Raw genomic sequence first — 16,415 nt, 5'->3', positions numbered from 1 at the left:
CGCCGCGCAGGACGCGGCCGGACGGATGACAGAGAGGTGTGCTGATGTCGACGACGAATCGACCGCTGCGCAGCGGGGAGTGGTTCGGTGCGGAAGGTCGCAACGGGTTCATCCATCGATCCTGGATGCGCAACCAGGGGTTCGCCGACGACGTCTTCGACGGTCGCCCGGTGATCGGCATCGCCACCACCTGGTCGGAGCTGACACCCTGCAACGCCCACCTGCGCGACCTCGCCGAGTCGGTGAAGCGGGGCGTGTGGGAGAGCGGGGGCCTGCCGCTGGAGTTCCCGGCGATGAGCCTGGGCGAGCCGCTGATGCGGCCCACGACCATGCTCTACCGCAACCTGCTGGCGATGGAGCTGGAAGAGTCGGTCCGCGCCAACCCGCTCGACGGGGTGGTCCTGCTCTCCGGCTGTGACAAGACCACCCCCGGCCTGCTGATGGGAGCGGCGAGCGTCGACCTGCCGACCCTGATGCTGACCGGCGGCCCGATGCTCAACGGCAAGTTCCGCGGCCAGGACATCGGCTCCGGCACCGTCGTCTGGCGCTTCACCGAGGAGATGCGGGCCGGTCGGATGACCGCGGCCGACTGCTCCGAGGCGGAGGTCGGCATGTCCCGCAGCCGAGGCCACTGCATGACGATGGGCACCGCGTCCACGATGGCCTGTGTGACCGAGGCGCTGGGCGTGCAGCTGCCGGGGGCGGCCGCCGTGCCGGCGGTCGACTCCCGGCGGTACGCGCTCGCGCACGCCGCCGGACGCCGGATCGTCGCCATGGTCGAACAGGACCAACGGTTGTCCTCGGTGCTCACCAGGCAGGCGTTCGAGAACGCCGTTCGGGTCAACGCCGCCATCGGCGGTTCCACCAACGCCGTCGTACACCTGCTCGCGATCGCCGGACGCCTCGGCGTCCCCCTGTCGCTGGAGGACTTCGACATCCTCACCGCCGACGTGCCGATGCTCGTCAACCTCATGCCGTCCGGGACGTACCTGATGGAGGACTTCGCCTACGCGGGCGGCCTTCCGGTGGTCATGAAGGAACTCGCCCCGCTGCTGCACATGGACCACGTCACGGTCAGCGGCAGAAGCGTGGCGGAGAACGTCGACGGCGCCCAGTGCTGGAACCGGGACGTCATCGGCACCATGGAGGAGCCGTTCCAGCCCGCCGGCTCGGGCACCGTGGTGCTGCGCGGCTCGCTCGCGCCGTCCGGTGCGGTGCTGAAAGTCTCCGCCGCCTCCGCCCACCTCCTCACGCACACCGGCCCGGCGCTCGTCTTCGATCGGATCGAGGAGTACGTCGTCGCCGCCGACGACCCGGACCTCGACGTCACCCCCGACACGGTGATCGTCGTCCGCAACGCCGGACCACGGGGTTACCCCGGCTTCCCGGAGGTGGGCAACGTGCCCATGCCACGACGGTTGCTCGCCGACGGCATCACGGACATGGTGCGGATCTCCGATGCCCGGATGAGCGGCACCGGCTACGGCACCTGCATCCTGCACGTGGCACCGGAGGCGTCAGTGGGCGGCCCGCTCGCGCTGGTACGCACCGGCGACCTGCTCTCCGTCGACGTTTCGACGCGCCGCCTGGACCTCCTGGTCGACGACGCCGAACTGGCCCGACGCCGCACCGCCTGGCAACCCCCGCAGCCGGTGGCCGACCGGGGTTGGGTACGGCTCTACAGCGAGCACGTCCTGCAGGCGGACAGCGGCGCGGACCTCGACTTCCTTGTCGGTGGCAGCGGCAGCGCGGTGCCCCGTCACTCACACTGACGGCCACGATCGGACGAGGTCCACGAGAAACTGATTCCATGGAAGAACGGACGGCCCGCCAGTGCGAGTTCACGCAAAGGCCGCTGTGACAGCGGCTGACCGGCCCCCGGTCATGGCCGACGTCGCTCGCCTGGCGGGCGTGTCACACCAGACGGTGTCCCGGGTCATCAACGGGGCACCCAGCATCAGACGCGAGACGCGGGAGCGGGTCCTGGAGGCCATCCGACGACTCGACTACCGCCCCAACACCGCCGCCCGCGCGCTGGTGCGCGGACGGTCCGGAATGATCGGCATCATCGGCACGGCCAGGACGCTGTTCGGCCCGACAAGCATCCATCGCAGCGTCGAGGACGCCGCCCGCGCGGCCGGCTACTTCGCCACCTCGGTGAGCCTCTCCGAGGTGACGGTACGGGCGCTCAGCGACGCCACCGAACACCTCATGCGCGTCGGCGTGGAGGGCGTCGTGATGATCGCCGGCAACGATGAGGCCCTCGAGGTGGTGCGGATGACGCGCTCGGGTGTCCCCTTCGTCGTCGTGGAGGGCGATCTGTCCAGGGCCAGCGTGACGGTCGGCGTCGACCAGGTGCTCGGCGCCCGGATGGCCACCGAGCACCTCCTCGACCTCGGGCATCGAGAGATCGTGCATGTGAGCGGTCCGCCCAACTGGGCGGAGGCGCGCGCCCGCCTCGAAGGGTGGCGTCAGGCGATGAGTTCCGCGGGCCTACGCCCGCCGGAGCCGGTCGAGGGGGACTGGAGAGCGCACAGCGGCTACGCCGCCGGGCTGCGGATCGGTGCGATGCGCGCGACCACTGCGGTGTTCGCCGCCAATGACCAGATGGCCATCGGGGTACTGCGTGGGTTGCACGAGCGTGGGCGGCGGGTGCCACACGACATCTCCGTCGTCGGATTCGACGACGTGCCCGAGGCGCCCTACCTCATCCCGCCGTTGACGACGATCCAGCAGGACTTCGACGCGGTCGGTCGGCGGGCCATCACCGCCGTCACCCAGGCCATCGACGACACGGTGCCGCAGCGTCTGCCGCTGGTCGTCCCCAAGCTCGTGGTGCGGCAGAGCACGGCGCCGCCGGCCGGGACCGTCGGCTGACCTGGGCTGGCTACGCGATCGGGCGGGAGCCCCGGTGGATGACCGGGGCTCCCGAGACGACGATGGTCCAGGTGCTCAGAGGGTGAACACCACTGTGGAGATGCTGCGGGCGCCGACGTTGATCGTGGCCTGACCGCCGTTCACGCTGGTCGGCTGGCTGGCCGCGTTGGCGTTCTGCGAGGTGAGATAGTGCTCGGCCCGGCTGACGTTCTGCGGGGCCTGGATCACGGCGTTGTTGACCGCGCTGTTCGAGCGGTTGAGGATCACCAGGGTGATCTTCCCGTCGCCCTGGTAGGCGGTCACCTCCAGCGGTGAGGCCTTCGAGCTCTTCGACAGAGCGACCCGCTGGTAGCCGGGGCGGACGTACTTCGCGTACTGCGAGAAGGCGTACCCGCGCTTGAGCGGAGCGCCAGCGACGGTGCCGAACGCCGACTCGCCGTCACCGATGAACGAGTAGTAGCGCTTGCCGTACCACCAGATGTAGGCGTTCCAGTTGGCCTCCATCGACTTGTGCACTGTGCGCATGATGTCGTCGAGGGTCTCGTTCCAGACCGCCGTGTTGGCGGGGTTGCCCCAGATGTTGGAGCCGCCGCCGTCGGCGGCGTGCAGGTTCCACTCGGTCATCCACACCGGCTTGTTGTGCTGCTCCGCCAGCGAGTACGGCCGCAGTCGACCGGACTCCTCGGTGCCGTACAGGTGCCCGCCGATGTAGCCGATGTTGTTGCGGGCGGTCGCGTCGTTGAGGGTCGGATCGGTGAAGTTGTAGTTCATGTTCACCGCCTCGGCCACCATCAGCTTGGTGTTCTGCACCTTGGTGCCCTGGTCGCGCACGAAGGTGCGCAGCTCGGTGCCGCTCCAGTCCATCGAGTCGTAGTCAGGGTGCCAGTCCGGCTCATTCTGCACCGAGGTGACGTCGATGGATACGCCCTGGCCGCGCATGTACTGCACGTAGCTGTTCAGATGGTTGGCGTAGTCGTCGTAGTAGTCGGTCTTCAGCTTGCCGCCGTTGACCCGGCTGTTGTTGGTCTTCCACGCCGCCGGCGCGGTCCACGGCGAGGCAAGGATCTTCACGTTGGATCCGTACGACTTCGCCGTCTTCAACGAGTTCACGTGCGTCGCCCACTCGCTGGATTCCGGCGACAGGCCGGTCCGCACGATGGAGAGCCCCAGCTGGTTGGCACCCATCCCGACCAGTGTCTGCGTGTCCGTCGTCGACCAGGCACTACCCCAGATGGACTGCGCGGCCCCGAAGCCGTCGACCGTCTGGTACCTGGTCGCGCTGTTGACCGTGATGTCCGCCGGCCCGGTCGGCGGCGGGGTGGTGGGCGGCGGGTCGGTGGGCGGCGGGTCGGTCGGCGGCGGGGTCGTCTCGGTGCCACCGGTGCAGCCCACCCCGTTCAACGCGAAGATCGTCGGATCGGGGTTGCTGCCGGTCCACGAGCCGTTGAAACCGAACGAGACGGTCCCGTTGGTCGCGATGGCCCCGTTGTAGCTGACATTCTTGGCGGTGACAGCGGTGCCGCTCTGCGTCAACGTCGTGTTCCACGCCTGCGTGACGGTCTGGCCGGCGTTGTAGTTCCAGGTCAGCGTCCAACTCGTCACCGCGTCGCCGAGATTGGTGATGGTGACGTTGGCGCCGAAGCCGCCCTGCCACTGCGACGACACGCTGTACTTGACCGAACAGCCGGCGGCGGCGGCCCCCGCTGGCATCGCCACGGCGACCGCTGCCGATGCCAGCAGGACGGCGCCGGCCGACACCAGGGCGGCGTTCTTCACTCTTCTTCTCACGAAACTCCTCCTGAGATGGTGGTGGCATCCACGCCTCGGGAGGGCTCGTCTGCGGCGAGATCAGCGGTGGGTTGTGCGGTGGGGGGTTGGGAGCGCTCCCAGGTGCTTGACTCAGAAAGTTAATTCGTATAACGAATCCTGTCAATGCAATCGGCCTGGGCGCGATGGTGCCGTCACCGGCCGCAGGCGCCGCACTGCCGGCGAGTGCGCAGGTGGTAGTCGGTGGACGCGATCACCAGGCCCACCCCCATGACGAGGTACGCCGACATCGCCACCCACAGGAACGCGTCGGAGAACTCGCTGTGCGAGCCCGACGTCACCTGCACGATCCCCATCCCGAAGTAGGCCACGATGCCGGTGCCGAGCCCGAAGCCGGGCACCAGCAGCAGCAGACGAGGAATGGTGCGCCCGGCGAGCAGCGGAACCCACTCCGGCCAGACCTCACCCCAGTGGTGTGCCAGCGCCAGTGGCAACAGCACTCCGGCCAGCACCAGGCCGATCTCCAACCCGAGCAGGGAGGCGCTCTGGTCGACGCGGTCGAACCCCACCACGAACTGGGCCGCGAAGCGGGTCACCAGACCGCCCACAGCGGCCCACGCGGCCCAGCGCGCCCACCGCGCGGGCGCCGAGCGCCGCGTACCCGGTCGAACTGTCCGGCAGCAGACTGGACAGTCGCCCCGGGTGCGCCGCTGGTAACGCGCGGTGGCCAGAGCGAGCAGCACCGCTCCGGTGACACAACCGAGCCGGCTGACGAACGCCAGCGGGTCGAAGAACGGGCCGACGGTGAACAGCAGGAAGCCCACCAGCTCCGGCAGCAGGATCGCGGCTGCCGCGACCAGCGCTCCGGCGACAGCCCAGGCGAGCCCCGCAAGCGCTGGCCGCCAGGTCGTCACCCGGTCCAGGGCAACCGCCAGCCCGCCCGCGGCCGCGCACAACGCCACCGACCACCAGCCGGTGAAGCCGAGCAGGTCGAACCCGAGCCGCCCGAACTCCGGAGCCTCGCCGACCGTCCAGGCCAGACGCACGCCCCCGTATGCCACGGCCCAGCCGAGCACCGCGTACGTCAGGCCATGGAGGCTCCGTCCGATGATCTGTGTCGATGTCGTCATGCACCGATCCTGCTGGCGTCCCGCGGTGGGCGGGCCCCGCTGACGGGGGAAGGCGTTCCCTCGCGGGAGGGACGGCCGGACCGTGGGTGCGCCGAACAGAGCCGGACAGGGGCGCGCGGTTCCGGCATGGCGGGTGCGTCAGACAGTCATGTCACTTGTGGAGTGACAGGGTGTGGTGTGAATCCTCGGCCTTCTATACCGTGGCACGGTCACGGGTGACCACTTCCTCGAACTGGGCCGTCCCGGGACGACGTCGCGTACGCGTTCGACACGGGGGAGTTCGTCATGACCATGGAATCACCGACGACCGGCCGGGCCGAGGCCGGTGAGGCTGGCGTGCAGCAGAAGATCGACACGTCGGTGCCGCATTCGGCGCGGATCTGGAACTACTGGCTCGGTGGCAAGGACAACTTCGCTGTCGACCGCGAGGCCGGGGACCAGTATCGCCAGCTCTTCCCCGGCGTCGTCGACGTGGCGCGGGCCTCCCGACAGTTCCTGGTCCGCTCGATCATGTTCCTCGCTGCCGACGCGGGCATCCGCCAGTTCCTCGACGTCGGCACCGGGCTGCCGACCGCCAACAACACGCACGAGGTGGCCCAACGGATCGCCCCGGACGCGCGGATCGTCTACGTCGACAGCGACCCGCTGGTGCTGGTGCACGCGCGCGCGTTGCTGGTGGGCACGCCCGAGGGCAGGACCGCCTACATCGACGGCGACCTGCGCGACCCGGCCGCTGTCATCTCCGAGGCCGGCAAGACGCTCGACTTCGCGCAGCCGATTGGTCTCATCCTCAGTGGCGTCATGGGTCACGTGCCCGACTACGAGGCGGCCCGTTCGGTCACCAGGCAGCTGGTGGCGGCGCTGCCGAGTGGCAGTTACCTCTCGCTGAACGACGGCACGAGCCTGATCAGCGCCGAGATGCAGCAGGCGCAGGACGACTACAACGACAGCGGCGCGACTCCGTACACTCTGCGCTCGCCCGACGAGATCGCCGGCTTCTTCGACGGCCTGGATCTGGTCGAGCCCGGCGTCGTGCCGTGCCCGCAGTGGCGACCGGACGACGCTGTCGACACGCCTGCCGACATCGATGCCTTCGGCGGGGTGGGCCGCAAGCGCTGACGCCGCCCCGCGGCACTGACGGTCAGCCGGTCTGGTCGGCTGGCGGGAGGACGCTCTGCACCGCCACGCAGGGGTCCGTGGCGGGTGCGGCGGCGTGGATCGCTTCGGCGGCCCGGGCGGCGAGGTCACGAAAGACCTCGCGCTGCTGCTCGGGTAACCCGCCCAGGACGTGGTCCTCGACGTGGGTGACCCGCCGCTCGGCCTCGGCGAGCGTCTGGCGTCCGCGTTCGGTGGCCACCACCCGTCGGGCCCGTCGGTCCTGGGGGTCGGGCCTGCGCTCGATGAGACCGGCGTTCGCCAGGTCGTCGATGACGTAGGTCAGCACGCTGCGGTCGATGGCCAGGCGAGCGGCCAGGGCGCCCTGCGTGGGCACCTCCTCGTGCACGACGACGGCCAGGATGTGGTAACCCCGACTGCCGTGCGGCAGGTCCTTCAGTAGCTCCTCGACGCGCTCCTGCCAGCGGCGCAGCACCATGCCCAGCGACCAACCGAAGTTCGAGCCGCGCTTGCGGTCGGCCGGCAGCTCGCACGGATCGGTCACGGACATGTCCCGATGCTAGTGGCCGGCGCGTTGATCATCATCCGACATCGCGACAGCCCAGGAATGATTGGCGACCAAGATAGGTTGTCTGACAAACGATAGGCACAGAACATCATGGGTTGATCAAACGATCGCGTGGATGGTGAGACAATGTCGGACTACGGGCACGAACTCCGGTTTGGGTCGTTCCTGACACCCAGCGTGCACGACCCGGATCAGGTGGTGGCGCTGGCCGAGCTGACCGAGGCGGCAGGGCTGGACCTGGTCACCTTCCAGGACCACCCGTACAACGCGGAGTTCCTCGACACCTGGACCCTGCTGAGCTGGGTCGCCGCCCGCACGGAACGGCTCCGGATCTCCGGGAACGTCCTCAGCCTGCCGCTGCGCCCGCCGGCCGTGCTGGCCCGGGCCGCGGCGAGCCTGGACCGGTTGTCGCACGGCCGTTTCGAACTGGGCCTCGGCGCCGGCGCGTTCTGGGACGGGATCGAGGGCATGGGGGCACGTCGGCTGACCGCGGGGCAGGGAGTCGCGGCCCTGCGGGAGGCTATCGACGTCCTGCGCGGCGTCTGGGACGACACCGCCACCGGACCGCTGCGGCTGGACGGGGAGTACTACCCGGTACCCGGAATGCAGCGCGGCCCGAAGCCGGCACACGACATCGACATCTGGCTCGGCGCGTACCAGCCGAAGATGCTGGCCCTGACCGGCCAGAAGGCCAACGGCTGGCTGCCGACGCTGGAATACCTGCGATCTCCGGACCGGGTGACCGCCAACCGGCTCATCGACGAGGCGGCCGTCGCCGCGGGCCGCGAGCCCCGGGAGATCAGGCGGCTGCTCAACCTGTTCACTGTCGACGTCTCATCGCGCAGCAGCGGCTTCCTCCAGGGGCCCGTCGAGCAGTGGGTCGACCAACTGCTTCCGCTGGTCCTGGAGGAGGGGTTCAGCACCTTCCTGATCGGGCGCGACGACCCACGCCTCATCCAGACCCTCGGGCAGGAGATCGCCCCCGCGCTGCGGGAGGCGGTCGCCAGGGAGCGCACCGGGGGTGAGGGCGGCGTCGGGCCGGTCCGCACGAGCGTCGCGCTGGCCGAGCGGCACCCCGGCCTCGACTACGACGCGCTGCCCCCGTCGCTGGCCGACAGGTCCGTCGAGCCCGGTGACCAGGAGTACGAGCGGGTACGCCACACCTACAGCTGGCACGGCTCGCCGGCCCTGGTGATCCGTCCGCGGAACGCCGCCGAGGTGGTCGACGCCGTGTCGTACGCCCGGACGCAGGATGTCCCGCTGTCGGTGCGCAGCGGCGGGCACGGCATCAGCGGCCGGTCGACGAACGACGGGGGAGTCGTCATCGACATGTCCAGGATGAAGAAGGTCGAGGTGCTCGACCGGGCGACACGTCGGGTGCGGCTGGAGCCGGGTGCCCGGTGGGGCGACGTGGCCCAGGCGCTTGCCCCGTACGGCCTGGCCATGAGCTCGGGCGACTACGGAGACGTGGGCGTCGGTGGTCTTGCCACCACCGCCGGCGTCGGATACCTGGCGCGCAAACACGGCCTGACCATCGATCACGTCGTTGCCGCCGAGATCGTCACAGCGGACGGTCGGCTGCTCCGCGTCGACGACGAGCATCACCCCGACCTGTTCTGGGCCGTCCGCGGCGCCGGTGGGAACTTCGGTGTGGTCACCGCGCTTGAGCTGGAGGCGTACGAGGTCGATAAGGTCGTCTACGCCCAGCTCGTCGCGGACGCGACAGACACCGCCCGACTGCTGCGCCGGTGGGGCCAACTGGTCGAGGACGCGCCCCGGGAGTTGACGAGCTTCCTCTCCCTCTTTCCCGGCCGCCGTGGCAACCCCCCGGCTGCCCAGGTCACCCTCGTCTACGCCGGTGCGGACGTCGAGGCGGCACAGTCCGCCCTGAGCCCGTTCCTGGAGATCGGACCGATTCTCGACCAGCAGGCGCAGCTCGTGCCGTACCCGGCGATCGTCGCGCCGCCGGGCAACCAGCATCGGGGGCAGGGGCTGAAGGACACCCGCAGCGGTCTGCTGCACCACGTCACACCGCAGGCCGCCGACCTCATGGAGAACATGATCCACTCCGGCGACGTGATGATCATGCAGTTGCGATCCGTCGGCGGGGCGGTCAACGACGTAGACCGCGACGCGACCGCCTACCCGCACCGGGAGCAGAACTTCTCGGTACTCGCCGCCACGGTCCCGGACCGCCGGCCCCACCTCGACAAACTGTGGGACGAGCTGTACCCGCACCTCGACGGCCTGTATCTCAGCTTCGAGAGCGACACCGATCCAGCTCGGCTGCTGGACGCCTGGCCCGAGCCCACCCTCGGCCGGCTGCGCGCCATCAAGGCCAGCTACGACCCGGACAACGTCTTCAACCGGAACTTCCCGATCCCGCCGGCTGAGCCGGTCGCCTAGAGGGCACCGGACAGGTAGTCGCGGCGACGCTGCGGTTCGAACTTCTCGATCGCGTACCGCAGCATGACCCGGGGCATGACCCGGTAGCGGCGGGAGAGGAACTCCTCCTCCGCCGCTCTGTCCCGGTTGCCCACCTCGCGCAGCATCCAGCCCACCGCCTTGCGGACGAGGTCGTGCGGGTCGTGCAGGAGCCGGTCGCCGAGTCGGAAGGTCCACTCGAAGTCACCGGCCTTGATGAAGGCGAAGGTCGCCATGATGGCGATGCGCCGCTCCCACACGAGGCTCGACCCGGCCAGCCTGTCCAGGACGCTCCGGTCCCGGTCCATCAGCCAGGGGCCGACGATGTACGGCGCGGACGAGTCCACCAGGTCCCAGTTGTTGATCCGGCCGGTGTTGCCCAGGACGATGTCGAAGATCTGACCCCGTTGCGGCTCGTCGCCAGTGCCGAACTTCCGGACCAGGATGAGCAGCGCCGTCAACCGCTCCTCGTGCGCGCCCCCGGTGAGCAACCTCGTCGTCTCGGCCAGCGAGAGGTCGCGCCAGAACCTGCCGGCAACCGTGCGCTGATCGGGCACTGAGACACCGAGGGCCCGGTCGCCCTCGCCGTACCCACCGGGCACCATCTGGAGGAACCGGCTCGTCGCCTCGGCTCGACGTGGATCGGCGAGGCTGGCGAGTGCCCGAGACACGTCGACGCTGGTGGCCATGACCGTCGACGCTACCGGGGCTCAGCCGGCGCGGCGGAGGCGTCCGAGCATTCCGCCTACCACGTCAGCCGTTCACCGGCTCGGTGTGACGGGGTCACCGAACGACAGTCGTCGTGGCCGGACATTCGCGACCCCGACCGGCTTGAGCTGATCGGCGGGAGCACCGGCCACCAGGCGGACAGCAGGGTGTGAGTGAGCGGTTCAGGGGGTAGGACCACGGCTGCTGACGACCGCCCGGGGGCGGAGGCGCCGACATCCGACGTGGTGCCGGCCGTGCCGGAATCTTCCATTCCGGCGGACGCCGATCGAGGAGGGCGTACTGCGATGACGCAGCCGACGATGGATCCCACCGACGCGTTGGCCGAGCTGGGCCGGGTCAGACTCGACGAGGTCAGCCTCGACGACATGCTGCGCCGGATCGCCGACCTCGCCAAGGGCAGCATTCCCGGGACGAGAGAGGTGACTGTCACCCTGGTGCGGGGTCGGGTCGGTTGGACCGGGGCATTCACCGGCGAGCTGGCCCGTGAACTGGACGAGTGGCAGTACGAGCAGCACCGGGGTCCCTGCCTGGATGCCTCCGCCAGCGGTGACACCATCTCCGTGCCGGACATGACCACCGAGGAGCGCTGGCCGGCATGGGCGGAGAGGGCTCGCGGCGCCGGGGTGAAGAGTTCCCTCTCCATCGGGCTTCCCATCCAGGGGTCGGTGGTCGGCGCGCTCAACGTCTACAGCGATTCGCCGAATGCGTTCGACCCGTCCTCGATCGCCAACGCGGAGGGCTTCGCCGCGTACGCGGCGGTGGCACTGGCCAACGCGCACCTGTACGAGAACGCCGCCACACTGGCGGCGCAGATGCGGGAGGCGATGCGGAACCGAGCGGTGATCGAGCAGGCCAAAGGGATCATCATGGGGAGCCGACGGTGCTCGTCGGAGGAGGCGTTCGCGCTGCTGTCGAAGATCTCCCAGGACTCCAACCGGAAGGTGCGTGAGGTCGCCGAGGCCCTGGTCGCCCAGGCGGTGGGCTGAGAGTCAGGGCCCCAGGCCCGGTGCCCGCTCGTGGGTGTGGGTGCCTGGTCGGTGGGTAGGGCTGCATCATGCTGAAGCGAGCGGTGTGGCAGGGAGTGGTGGCGGGCCTGGCCGGGGCGGTGGTGATGACCGCCGCCGAGAAGATCGAACAGCGGGTGACCGGTCGGCCCGACTCCTACGTGCCGGCCCGGGTGCTGGCCAGGCTGACCGGCCTGCCGGAATCCTCCGGGCAACAGCCCCGCTGGCAGAACCTGGCGATGCACTACGGCCAGGGTGCGCTGGTCGGCGTGCTGCGCAGCGTCATGGCGCAGGTCGGGCTGCGCGGTGTCTGGGCCTCAACGATGTTCACGGCGGCGCGCCTGAGCAACGACCAGATCCTGGAGAACGCCACCGGCGTGGGGGCGCCTCCGCTGACCTGGCCCCGCCCCGAGCTCGCCATCGACGTGTTGCACAAGTCCATCTACGCGTTCGCCACCGGAGCGGTGGCCGACGTGCTCGCCGCCCGCGACGGAGCTGGCCCCGGGCAGCGGCACGCGGCGCTCCGTCCCGGTCGCCACGCGGACGTCGGTCCGCTGCCCCGGGCAGCAGCAGGTCGGGCATAGCCGCCGAAGAGCGCCCACGCTCCGGTAGCTGCGTGCGGGGCCGGAGAGTGTTTAGCTGCACGGATGATCACACCCGTTCCCCTCGGTACCTGGCCGACGCCGTTGGAGGCCGCGCCCCGGCTCGCCGCCCGGCTGGGGCTGGCCGAGCTCTGGCTCAAGCGTGACGATCTCAACGGCCTCGGCGGGGGTGGCAACAAGATCCGCAAGCTCCAGTACACCTGCGCCCAGGCGATTGCCGTCGGCGCCACCACTGTCATCACCTCCGGGGCGCCGCAGAGCAACCACGCCCGGCTGACCGCGGCTGCGGCCGCGCGGCTCGGCCTCTCCTGTGTGCTGGTGCTCGCCGGCTCGCCCCCGGAGCGTCGACGAGGCAACCTGCTGCTCGACGGGCTCGCCGGCGCGGAGATCGTCTGGAGCGGCGACCGTCCGCTCGCCGAGGTGGTGGCGACCGAGGCGGAACGACGATCGGCGTACGTCATTCCGTTCGGCGGCACCTCACCTCTGTCGATCCAGGGTTATGTGGACTGCGCTCGGGAGCTGCGGGCCCAGTTGCCGGACGCCGACGGGGTCGAGGTGGTGGCGGCGCTCGGTTCCGGCGGGACGATGGCCGGCCTGGTGCGGGAGTTGGGCGTACAGCGGGTGGTCGGCGTGGATGTCGGTGCCGTGCCGGACCCACGGGCGACAGTCGCCGGGCTGCTCGCCGGCGAGGTGGAGTCGGACGCGCTGCGGATCGACGGCACCCAGGTGGGTGCGGGATACCGAACGCTGACCGACGCCGTCCGGGCGGCGCTGGAGGTGACCGCCCGTACGGAGGGAGTCTTCCTGGACCCGACGTACACCGGTCGGGCGATGGCTGCGCTGCTGACTGGCAGCTTCCCGCACGGCGACCGGGTCGTCTTTCTGCACAGCGGCGGTCTGCCGGGACTCTTCGGCCACCCCGAGCTGTAGGGGGTTCATTCGGGCCAGGCGGAGCCCTCGATGACCCGGACGAAGTCGATGTGGCGGTAGCCGGGCACCCGGTGCTCCAGCACGTCGCCGTTGACGGTCCCGAAGGTGGTGTCCGGCCGGTGCCGGAAACCAGCGGCGAAGGCGTCGACGATGGCCCGCTTGAAGTTCGGCCGCGGATGTGCCGTGGTGACCGCGGCGATGTCGGCCGGCGACAACTCGTGGTAGCCGATCCCGAGCACGTCCGTCTCGACACCTGCGGTGACCAGGGCGACCTCGGGCTCCAGCCGGTACGGAACCTCGGGCGTGGTGTGCAGGGCGATCCCCTCCCAGACGAGTCGGGCCTCGTGTTCGCCGATGCCGTTCGATCGGAGGAAGCGGCGTGCCTCGTCGGCGCCGTCGAGTTCGAAGCGCTGATCGTCGCGGCGGTAGCGTTCGGTCAGTCCCAGATCGTGGAACATCGCTCCCACGTAGAGCAGCTCGGGGTCGGCCTTCAAGCCGAGCCGCCGACCCTGAAGCGTGCCGAAGAGGAAGACCCGCCGCGAGTGATGGAACAGCAGGTCGTCGGCGGCCTGGCGGACCAGTTCGGTGGCGTCGGTGGCGAGCTGCGAGTCGGGGATCTCGATGCCGGCGATCGTTGTCTGGCTCATCACGGTCCTGTCGGTTGGGGAGCTCGGCTGGGCTCCGATGCGTCCAGCGTCACCCGCCTGACCCGCCGCCCGCCCCGTCCTATCTGCCATGCTTCCCTCAGATCAGGACAACATCGGAGGGGGTTGACGCGGTGGGCAGCGGGGCGGCAGGGGTACACCGGGTCACGGCCCTCGTCTTCGACGGCATGACGTTGCTGGACCTTGCCGGACCGTTCGAGGTCTTCGCCGAGGCCGCCAAGTTCGGCGCCCGGTACGAGCTGGAGGTGCGCTCCAGCGATGGTGCCGCCGTCCGTGCCTCGACGGGCCTGCGCGTGCACGTGGATGGCGCGGCCGATGCGGCGACCGACGTCGGGACCGCCCTCGTGGTCGGCGGCGACGTGCTGGCGGTGCGCCCGATCAGTGCCGAACTCACCGCCGCCGCCGTAGCGCTGTCGGACCGCGCCGATCGCACCGCCGCGGTCTGCACCGGCGCGTTCGTCCTGGCCGCCGCCGGTCTGCTGGACGGTCGGCGGGCGACGACGCACTGGCAGCACGCGCGGTTGCTTGGCGCCGCATTTCCGCAGGTCAGCGTCGAGAGCGACGCGATCTTCGTGCGGGATGGGGCGATCTTCACGTCCGCCGGCGTGTCCGCGGGCATCGACCTCGCGCTGGCCCTCGTGGAGCGCGACCACGGTCCGGAGGTCGCCCGGTCGGTGGCCCAGTCGCTCGTGGTCTTCTTGCAACGGCCCGGTGGCCAGTCGCAGTTCTCGCCGTCGCTTGCTCTGCCCCGACCGCGCACTCCGGTGCTGCGGCGGGTGATCGACGCGGTGGCTGCCGACCCGGCCGACGACCACTCGGTGACGGCCCTCGCCGCCCGGGCGCACGTCAGCCCCCGTCACCTCTCCCGGATGTTCCGGCAAGAGGTCGGCAGCAGCCCCAGCAAGTACGTGGAGGGCGTGCGGGTCGACGCGGCCATTCGGTTGCTGCACGCGGGGAGATCCGTCACCGCCTGCGCCCAGCAGGTCGGCATTGGCAGCCCGGAGACGTTGCGTCGGATGTTTCTCGCTCGGGTGGGGGTGCCGCCCCGCGCCTATCAGCAGCGATTTCGAACGACGGAGCGTGACTCGACGATGATGCCGGACGACGAGGGTCCGCCGGACCGGTGACCGCGCGGCGGTGCCCTCCGGCGGAGTCGCGCCGGAGGGCACCGCGCCGAACCGTCGACGGATCAGACGCTGGCGAACTGCTCGCGGTGATCACTGGCGAACTCGGCGAAGGTCCGTGGCTGCCGGCCGACGATCCGCTCGACATGGTCGTTGGTGAAGTCGCCCCACCCGGAGCCGTAGGCGACCCGGTACTCGGCGAGGACCTCTGCCGACCACTGGTCGAGGCCGGCCTGGAGCAGGCCGTCGCGTACCTGTTCCGGGCTCTGCGGCACGTAGCGCACCGGTTGGCCGAGCGCACTGGCGACCTCGTCGGCGGCCTGGTCCAGGGTGATGCTCTCCGGGCCGGTGGGCGTGTAGATCTTGCCCTCGTGCCGCTGCGGCGCGGTGAGGATCGCTGCCCCCGCGGCGGCGATGTCCCGGGCGTCGATCAGGCCGACCCGCGCGTCACCGAAGAGGCCGTAGAGGTGCTCACCGGCCTTGGCGCCGAGCAGGTTCTGCATGAAGTGACTCGGTCGCAGGATGGTCCAGGGGATACCCGACTGCTGTAGCTCCGCGTCGGAGAGCGCGTGGAGTCGGCCGTTGCGGGTGGGCGCGTCGTGCGCGGCCCCGATCGCGGAGAGCCGGACGATGTGCCGCACGCCGGCCTGTCGGGCCGCCCACACCGCGTTCATGCTCTGGCTCGGTGCCAGCGGGCCCATCGGCATCAGCAGCCACAGCGTCGTCACCCCCTCGAACGCCGGGGTCAGCGTGGTGGGGCGGTCCAGGTCGCCGACGACGTACTCGACCCCGTCCAGCCCCGGTGTGCGCGACGCGTCCCGGACGAGAGCGCGGACCGACTGTTTGCCGGCCAGCTCCCGCAGCACCTCCCGCGACACTGTGCCGTTTGCCCCGGTTATCAGAATGGTCATGGTCATCCTCTCGGTCAGGCGGACCGAGGTCGGCCCACCGGTCGCCGACGACGATATAGTCCATAACTTGTACCGTCCAATGATTGGACCAAATTATGAAGCGCAGCACACAGAAGGAGCAGGACCCCGACCTCGGGATCCTGGCCGTGCAGCTTTCCGCACGCGTCCAGCGGGAGATCTTCCGCCGCTCGGCGGAGCAGGGGTTCGACGACGTCCGTCCGCGCCACGGCGCGGTCCTCGCGTACCTGGACGCCGAGGGCACCCGCCCCGGCGAGCTGGCCCGGCTGGCCGGTCGTAACAAGCAGACGATGGGCGCGATCCTCGACGAGTTGGAACGGCTGGGCTACGTCCGGCGTACGCCCGACCCGGCCGACCGCCGGGCAAAGTTGATCGTGCCGACGGATCGGGGTCTCAGCTTCATCGCGGCCTCCGACGGCTTCGTGCACCTGATCGAGCAGAAGCTCGCCGACACGCTCGGCCCCGACCGGTACCGCGACTTCAGGGACGCGCTGGCCCGTGGCGTGGCGAGCCTCCCGGCGACGGGCCAGGACACCGAGGGCTGAGCGGG

Annotated in this window: 15 protein-coding genes; 9 read left to right on the top strand and 6 right to left on the bottom strand. The window is 70.1% G+C overall.

The window, feature by feature from the left end; genetic code table 11:
• The first annotated feature begins 44 nt into the window (after nucleotides 1-44).
• On the top strand, nucleotides 45-1,772 hold the full coding sequence (locus tag AB0B98_RS02425) for an IlvD/Edd family dehydratase (RefSeq protein WP_357360237.1): 1,728 nt from the start codon (nucleotides 45-47) through the stop codon (nucleotides 1,770-1,772).
• Between the two features lie 112 nt (nucleotides 1,773-1,884).
• The gene (locus AB0B98_RS02420; RefSeq protein ID WP_357360571.1) at nucleotides 1,885-2,877 is read left to right on the top strand and encodes a LacI family DNA-binding transcriptional regulator; all 993 of its coding nucleotides are present in this window, start codon (nucleotides 1,885-1,887) and stop codon (nucleotides 2,875-2,877) included.
• Nucleotides 2,878-2,952: 75 nt separating this feature from the next.
• Here AB0B98_RS02420 and AB0B98_RS02415 read toward each other — a convergent pair whose 3' ends face one another.
• Nucleotides 2,953-4,587, bottom strand: coding sequence for a cellulose binding domain-containing protein (locus tag AB0B98_RS02415; protein WP_357360569.1), 1,635 nt, complete (start codon nucleotides 4,585-4,587; stop codon nucleotides 2,953-2,955).
• A 251-nt stretch (nucleotides 4,588-4,838) separates the two neighbouring features.
• Nucleotides 4,839-5,774 (bottom strand): hypothetical protein, encoded by a 936-nt coding sequence (locus AB0B98_RS02410; protein WP_357360235.1) that lies wholly within the window; start codon nucleotides 5,772-5,774, stop codon nucleotides 4,839-4,841.
• A gap of 285 nt (nucleotides 5,775-6,059) precedes the next feature.
• On the opposite strand from AB0B98_RS02410, the gene AB0B98_RS02405 reads away from it, so the two are divergent.
• Entirely contained in the window at nucleotides 6,060-6,893 is an 834-nt protein-coding gene (locus tag AB0B98_RS02405) for an SAM-dependent methyltransferase (protein WP_357360233.1), read from the top strand.
• 22 nt (nucleotides 6,894-6,915) lie between these two features.
• On the opposite strand, the gene AB0B98_RS02400 is transcribed toward AB0B98_RS02405, so the two are convergent.
• Nucleotides 6,916-7,440, bottom strand: a complete 525-nt coding sequence (locus tag AB0B98_RS02400) for a MarR family winged helix-turn-helix transcriptional regulator (RefSeq protein ID WP_357360231.1) — start codon at nucleotides 7,438-7,440, stop codon at nucleotides 6,916-6,918.
• Nucleotides 7,441-7,584: 144 nt separating this feature from the next.
• Between AB0B98_RS02400 and AB0B98_RS02395 the strand changes: the two genes are divergently transcribed.
• Nucleotides 7,585-9,864 (top strand): LLM class flavin-dependent oxidoreductase, encoded by a 2,280-nt coding sequence (locus tag AB0B98_RS02395; RefSeq protein WP_357360229.1) that lies wholly within the window; start codon nucleotides 7,585-7,587, stop codon nucleotides 9,862-9,864.
• On the opposite strand, the gene AB0B98_RS02390 is transcribed toward AB0B98_RS02395, so the two are convergent.
• Nucleotides 9,861-10,571 (bottom strand): DNA alkylation repair protein, encoded by a 711-nt coding sequence (locus AB0B98_RS02390; protein ID WP_357360227.1) that lies wholly within the window; start codon nucleotides 10,569-10,571, stop codon nucleotides 9,861-9,863. The two genes, AB0B98_RS02395 and AB0B98_RS02390, sit on opposite strands and share 4 nt — an antisense overlap.
• Before the next feature lie 324 nt (nucleotides 10,572-10,895).
• Here AB0B98_RS02390 and AB0B98_RS02385 point away from each other — a divergent pair, with 324 nt between their 5' ends.
• From AB0B98_RS02385 to AB0B98_RS02375, 3 genes are all read left to right on the top strand, one after another.
• Complete coding sequence (locus tag AB0B98_RS02385) at nucleotides 10,896-11,597, top strand: GAF and ANTAR domain-containing protein (RefSeq protein WP_357360225.1); 702 nt, start codon at nucleotides 10,896-10,898, stop codon at nucleotides 11,595-11,597.
• Between the two features lie 68 nt (nucleotides 11,598-11,665).
• On the top strand, nucleotides 11,666-12,199 hold the full coding sequence (locus AB0B98_RS02380; protein WP_357360223.1) for a hypothetical protein: 534 nt from the start codon (nucleotides 11,666-11,668) through the stop codon (nucleotides 12,197-12,199).
• 63 nt (nucleotides 12,200-12,262) lie between these two features.
• Nucleotides 12,263-13,147, top strand: a complete 885-nt coding sequence (locus AB0B98_RS02375) for a pyridoxal-phosphate dependent enzyme (RefSeq protein WP_357360221.1) — start codon at nucleotides 12,263-12,265, stop codon at nucleotides 13,145-13,147.
• A 5-nt stretch (nucleotides 13,148-13,152) separates the two neighbouring features.
• Here AB0B98_RS02375 and AB0B98_RS02370 read toward each other — a convergent pair whose 3' ends face one another.
• Nucleotides 13,153-13,794, bottom strand: coding sequence for an HD domain-containing protein (locus AB0B98_RS02370; protein WP_357360219.1), 642 nt, complete (start codon nucleotides 13,792-13,794; stop codon nucleotides 13,153-13,155).
• 131 nt (nucleotides 13,795-13,925) lie between these two features.
• Here AB0B98_RS02370 and AB0B98_RS02365 point away from each other — a divergent pair, with 131 nt between their 5' ends.
• Nucleotides 13,926-14,939 carry a DJ-1/PfpI family protein gene (locus AB0B98_RS02365; RefSeq protein WP_357360217.1) on the top strand — a complete coding sequence of 338 codons (1,014 nt, stop codon included), beginning with the start codon at nucleotides 13,926-13,928 and terminating at the stop codon, nucleotides 14,937-14,939.
• 62 nt (nucleotides 14,940-15,001) lie between these two features.
• Here the strand turns inward: AB0B98_RS02365 and AB0B98_RS02360 are convergent, their stop codons facing one another.
• Nucleotides 15,002-15,847 carry an NAD(P)H-binding protein gene (locus tag AB0B98_RS02360; protein WP_357360215.1) on the bottom strand — a complete coding sequence of 282 codons (846 nt, stop codon included), beginning with the start codon at nucleotides 15,845-15,847 and terminating at the stop codon, nucleotides 15,002-15,004.
• Between the two features lie 95 nt (nucleotides 15,848-15,942).
• On the opposite strand from AB0B98_RS02360, the gene AB0B98_RS02355 reads away from it, so the two are divergent.
• Nucleotides 15,943-16,410, top strand: coding sequence for a MarR family transcriptional regulator (locus tag AB0B98_RS02355; protein ID WP_238667806.1), 468 nt, complete (start codon nucleotides 15,943-15,945; stop codon nucleotides 16,408-16,410).
• Nucleotides 16,411-16,415 lie beyond the last annotated feature (5 nt).

Origin of the sequence: Micromonospora sp. NPDC048947, from assembly GCF_040649495.1 — a bacterium.
Lineage (GTDB): Bacteria > Actinomycetota > Actinomycetes > Mycobacteriales > Micromonosporaceae > Micromonospora > Micromonospora alfalfae.
The sequence above is the reverse complement of the archived record's forward strand: the minus strand, read 5'-3'. Positions and strand labels throughout refer to the sequence as shown.

Bases quoted from the DNA above. Each gene is read 5' to 3' on its own strand.
- AB0B98_RS02415 (WP_357360569.1), bottom strand. From the start codon at position 4,587: ATGCCAGCGGGGGCCGCCGCCGCCGGCTGTTCGGTCAAGTACAGCGTG.
- AB0B98_RS02385 (WP_357360225.1), top strand. From the start codon at position 10,896: ATGACGCAGCCGACGATGGATCCCACCGACGCGTTGGCCGAGCTGGGC.
- AB0B98_RS02420 (WP_357360571.1), top strand. From the start codon at position 1,885: ATGGCCGACGTCGCTCGCCTGGCGGGCGTGTCACACCAGACGGTGTCC.
- AB0B98_RS02375 (WP_357360221.1), top strand. From the start codon at position 12,263: ATGATCACACCCGTTCCCCTCGGTACCTGGCCGACGCCGTTGGAGGCC.
- AB0B98_RS02370 (WP_357360219.1), bottom strand. From the start codon at position 13,794: ATGAGCCAGACAACGATCGCCGGCATCGAGATCCCCGACTCGCAGCTC.
- AB0B98_RS02410 (WP_357360235.1), bottom strand. From the start codon at position 5,774: ATGACGACATCGACACAGATCATCGGACGGAGCCTCCATGGCCTGACG.
- AB0B98_RS02425 (WP_357360237.1), top strand. From the start codon at position 45: ATGTCGACGACGAATCGACCGCTGCGCAGCGGGGAGTGGTTCGGTGCG.
- AB0B98_RS02355 (WP_238667806.1), top strand. From the start codon at position 15,943: ATGAAGCGCAGCACACAGAAGGAGCAGGACCCCGACCTCGGGATCCTG.
- AB0B98_RS02380 (WP_357360223.1), top strand. From the start codon at position 11,666: ATGCTGAAGCGAGCGGTGTGGCAGGGAGTGGTGGCGGGCCTGGCCGGG.
- AB0B98_RS02360 (WP_357360215.1), bottom strand. From the start codon at position 15,847: ATGACCATTCTGATAACCGGGGCAAACGGCACAGTGTCGCGGGAGGTG.
- AB0B98_RS02395 (WP_357360229.1), top strand. From the start codon at position 7,585: ATGTCGGACTACGGGCACGAACTCCGGTTTGGGTCGTTCCTGACACCC.
- AB0B98_RS02400 (WP_357360231.1), bottom strand. From the start codon at position 7,440: ATGTCCGTGACCGATCCGTGCGAGCTGCCGGCCGACCGCAAGCGCGGC.
- AB0B98_RS02405 (WP_357360233.1), top strand. From the start codon at position 6,060: ATGACCATGGAATCACCGACGACCGGCCGGGCCGAGGCCGGTGAGGCT.
- AB0B98_RS02390 (WP_357360227.1), bottom strand. From the start codon at position 10,571: ATGGCCACCAGCGTCGACGTGTCTCGGGCACTCGCCAGCCTCGCCGAT.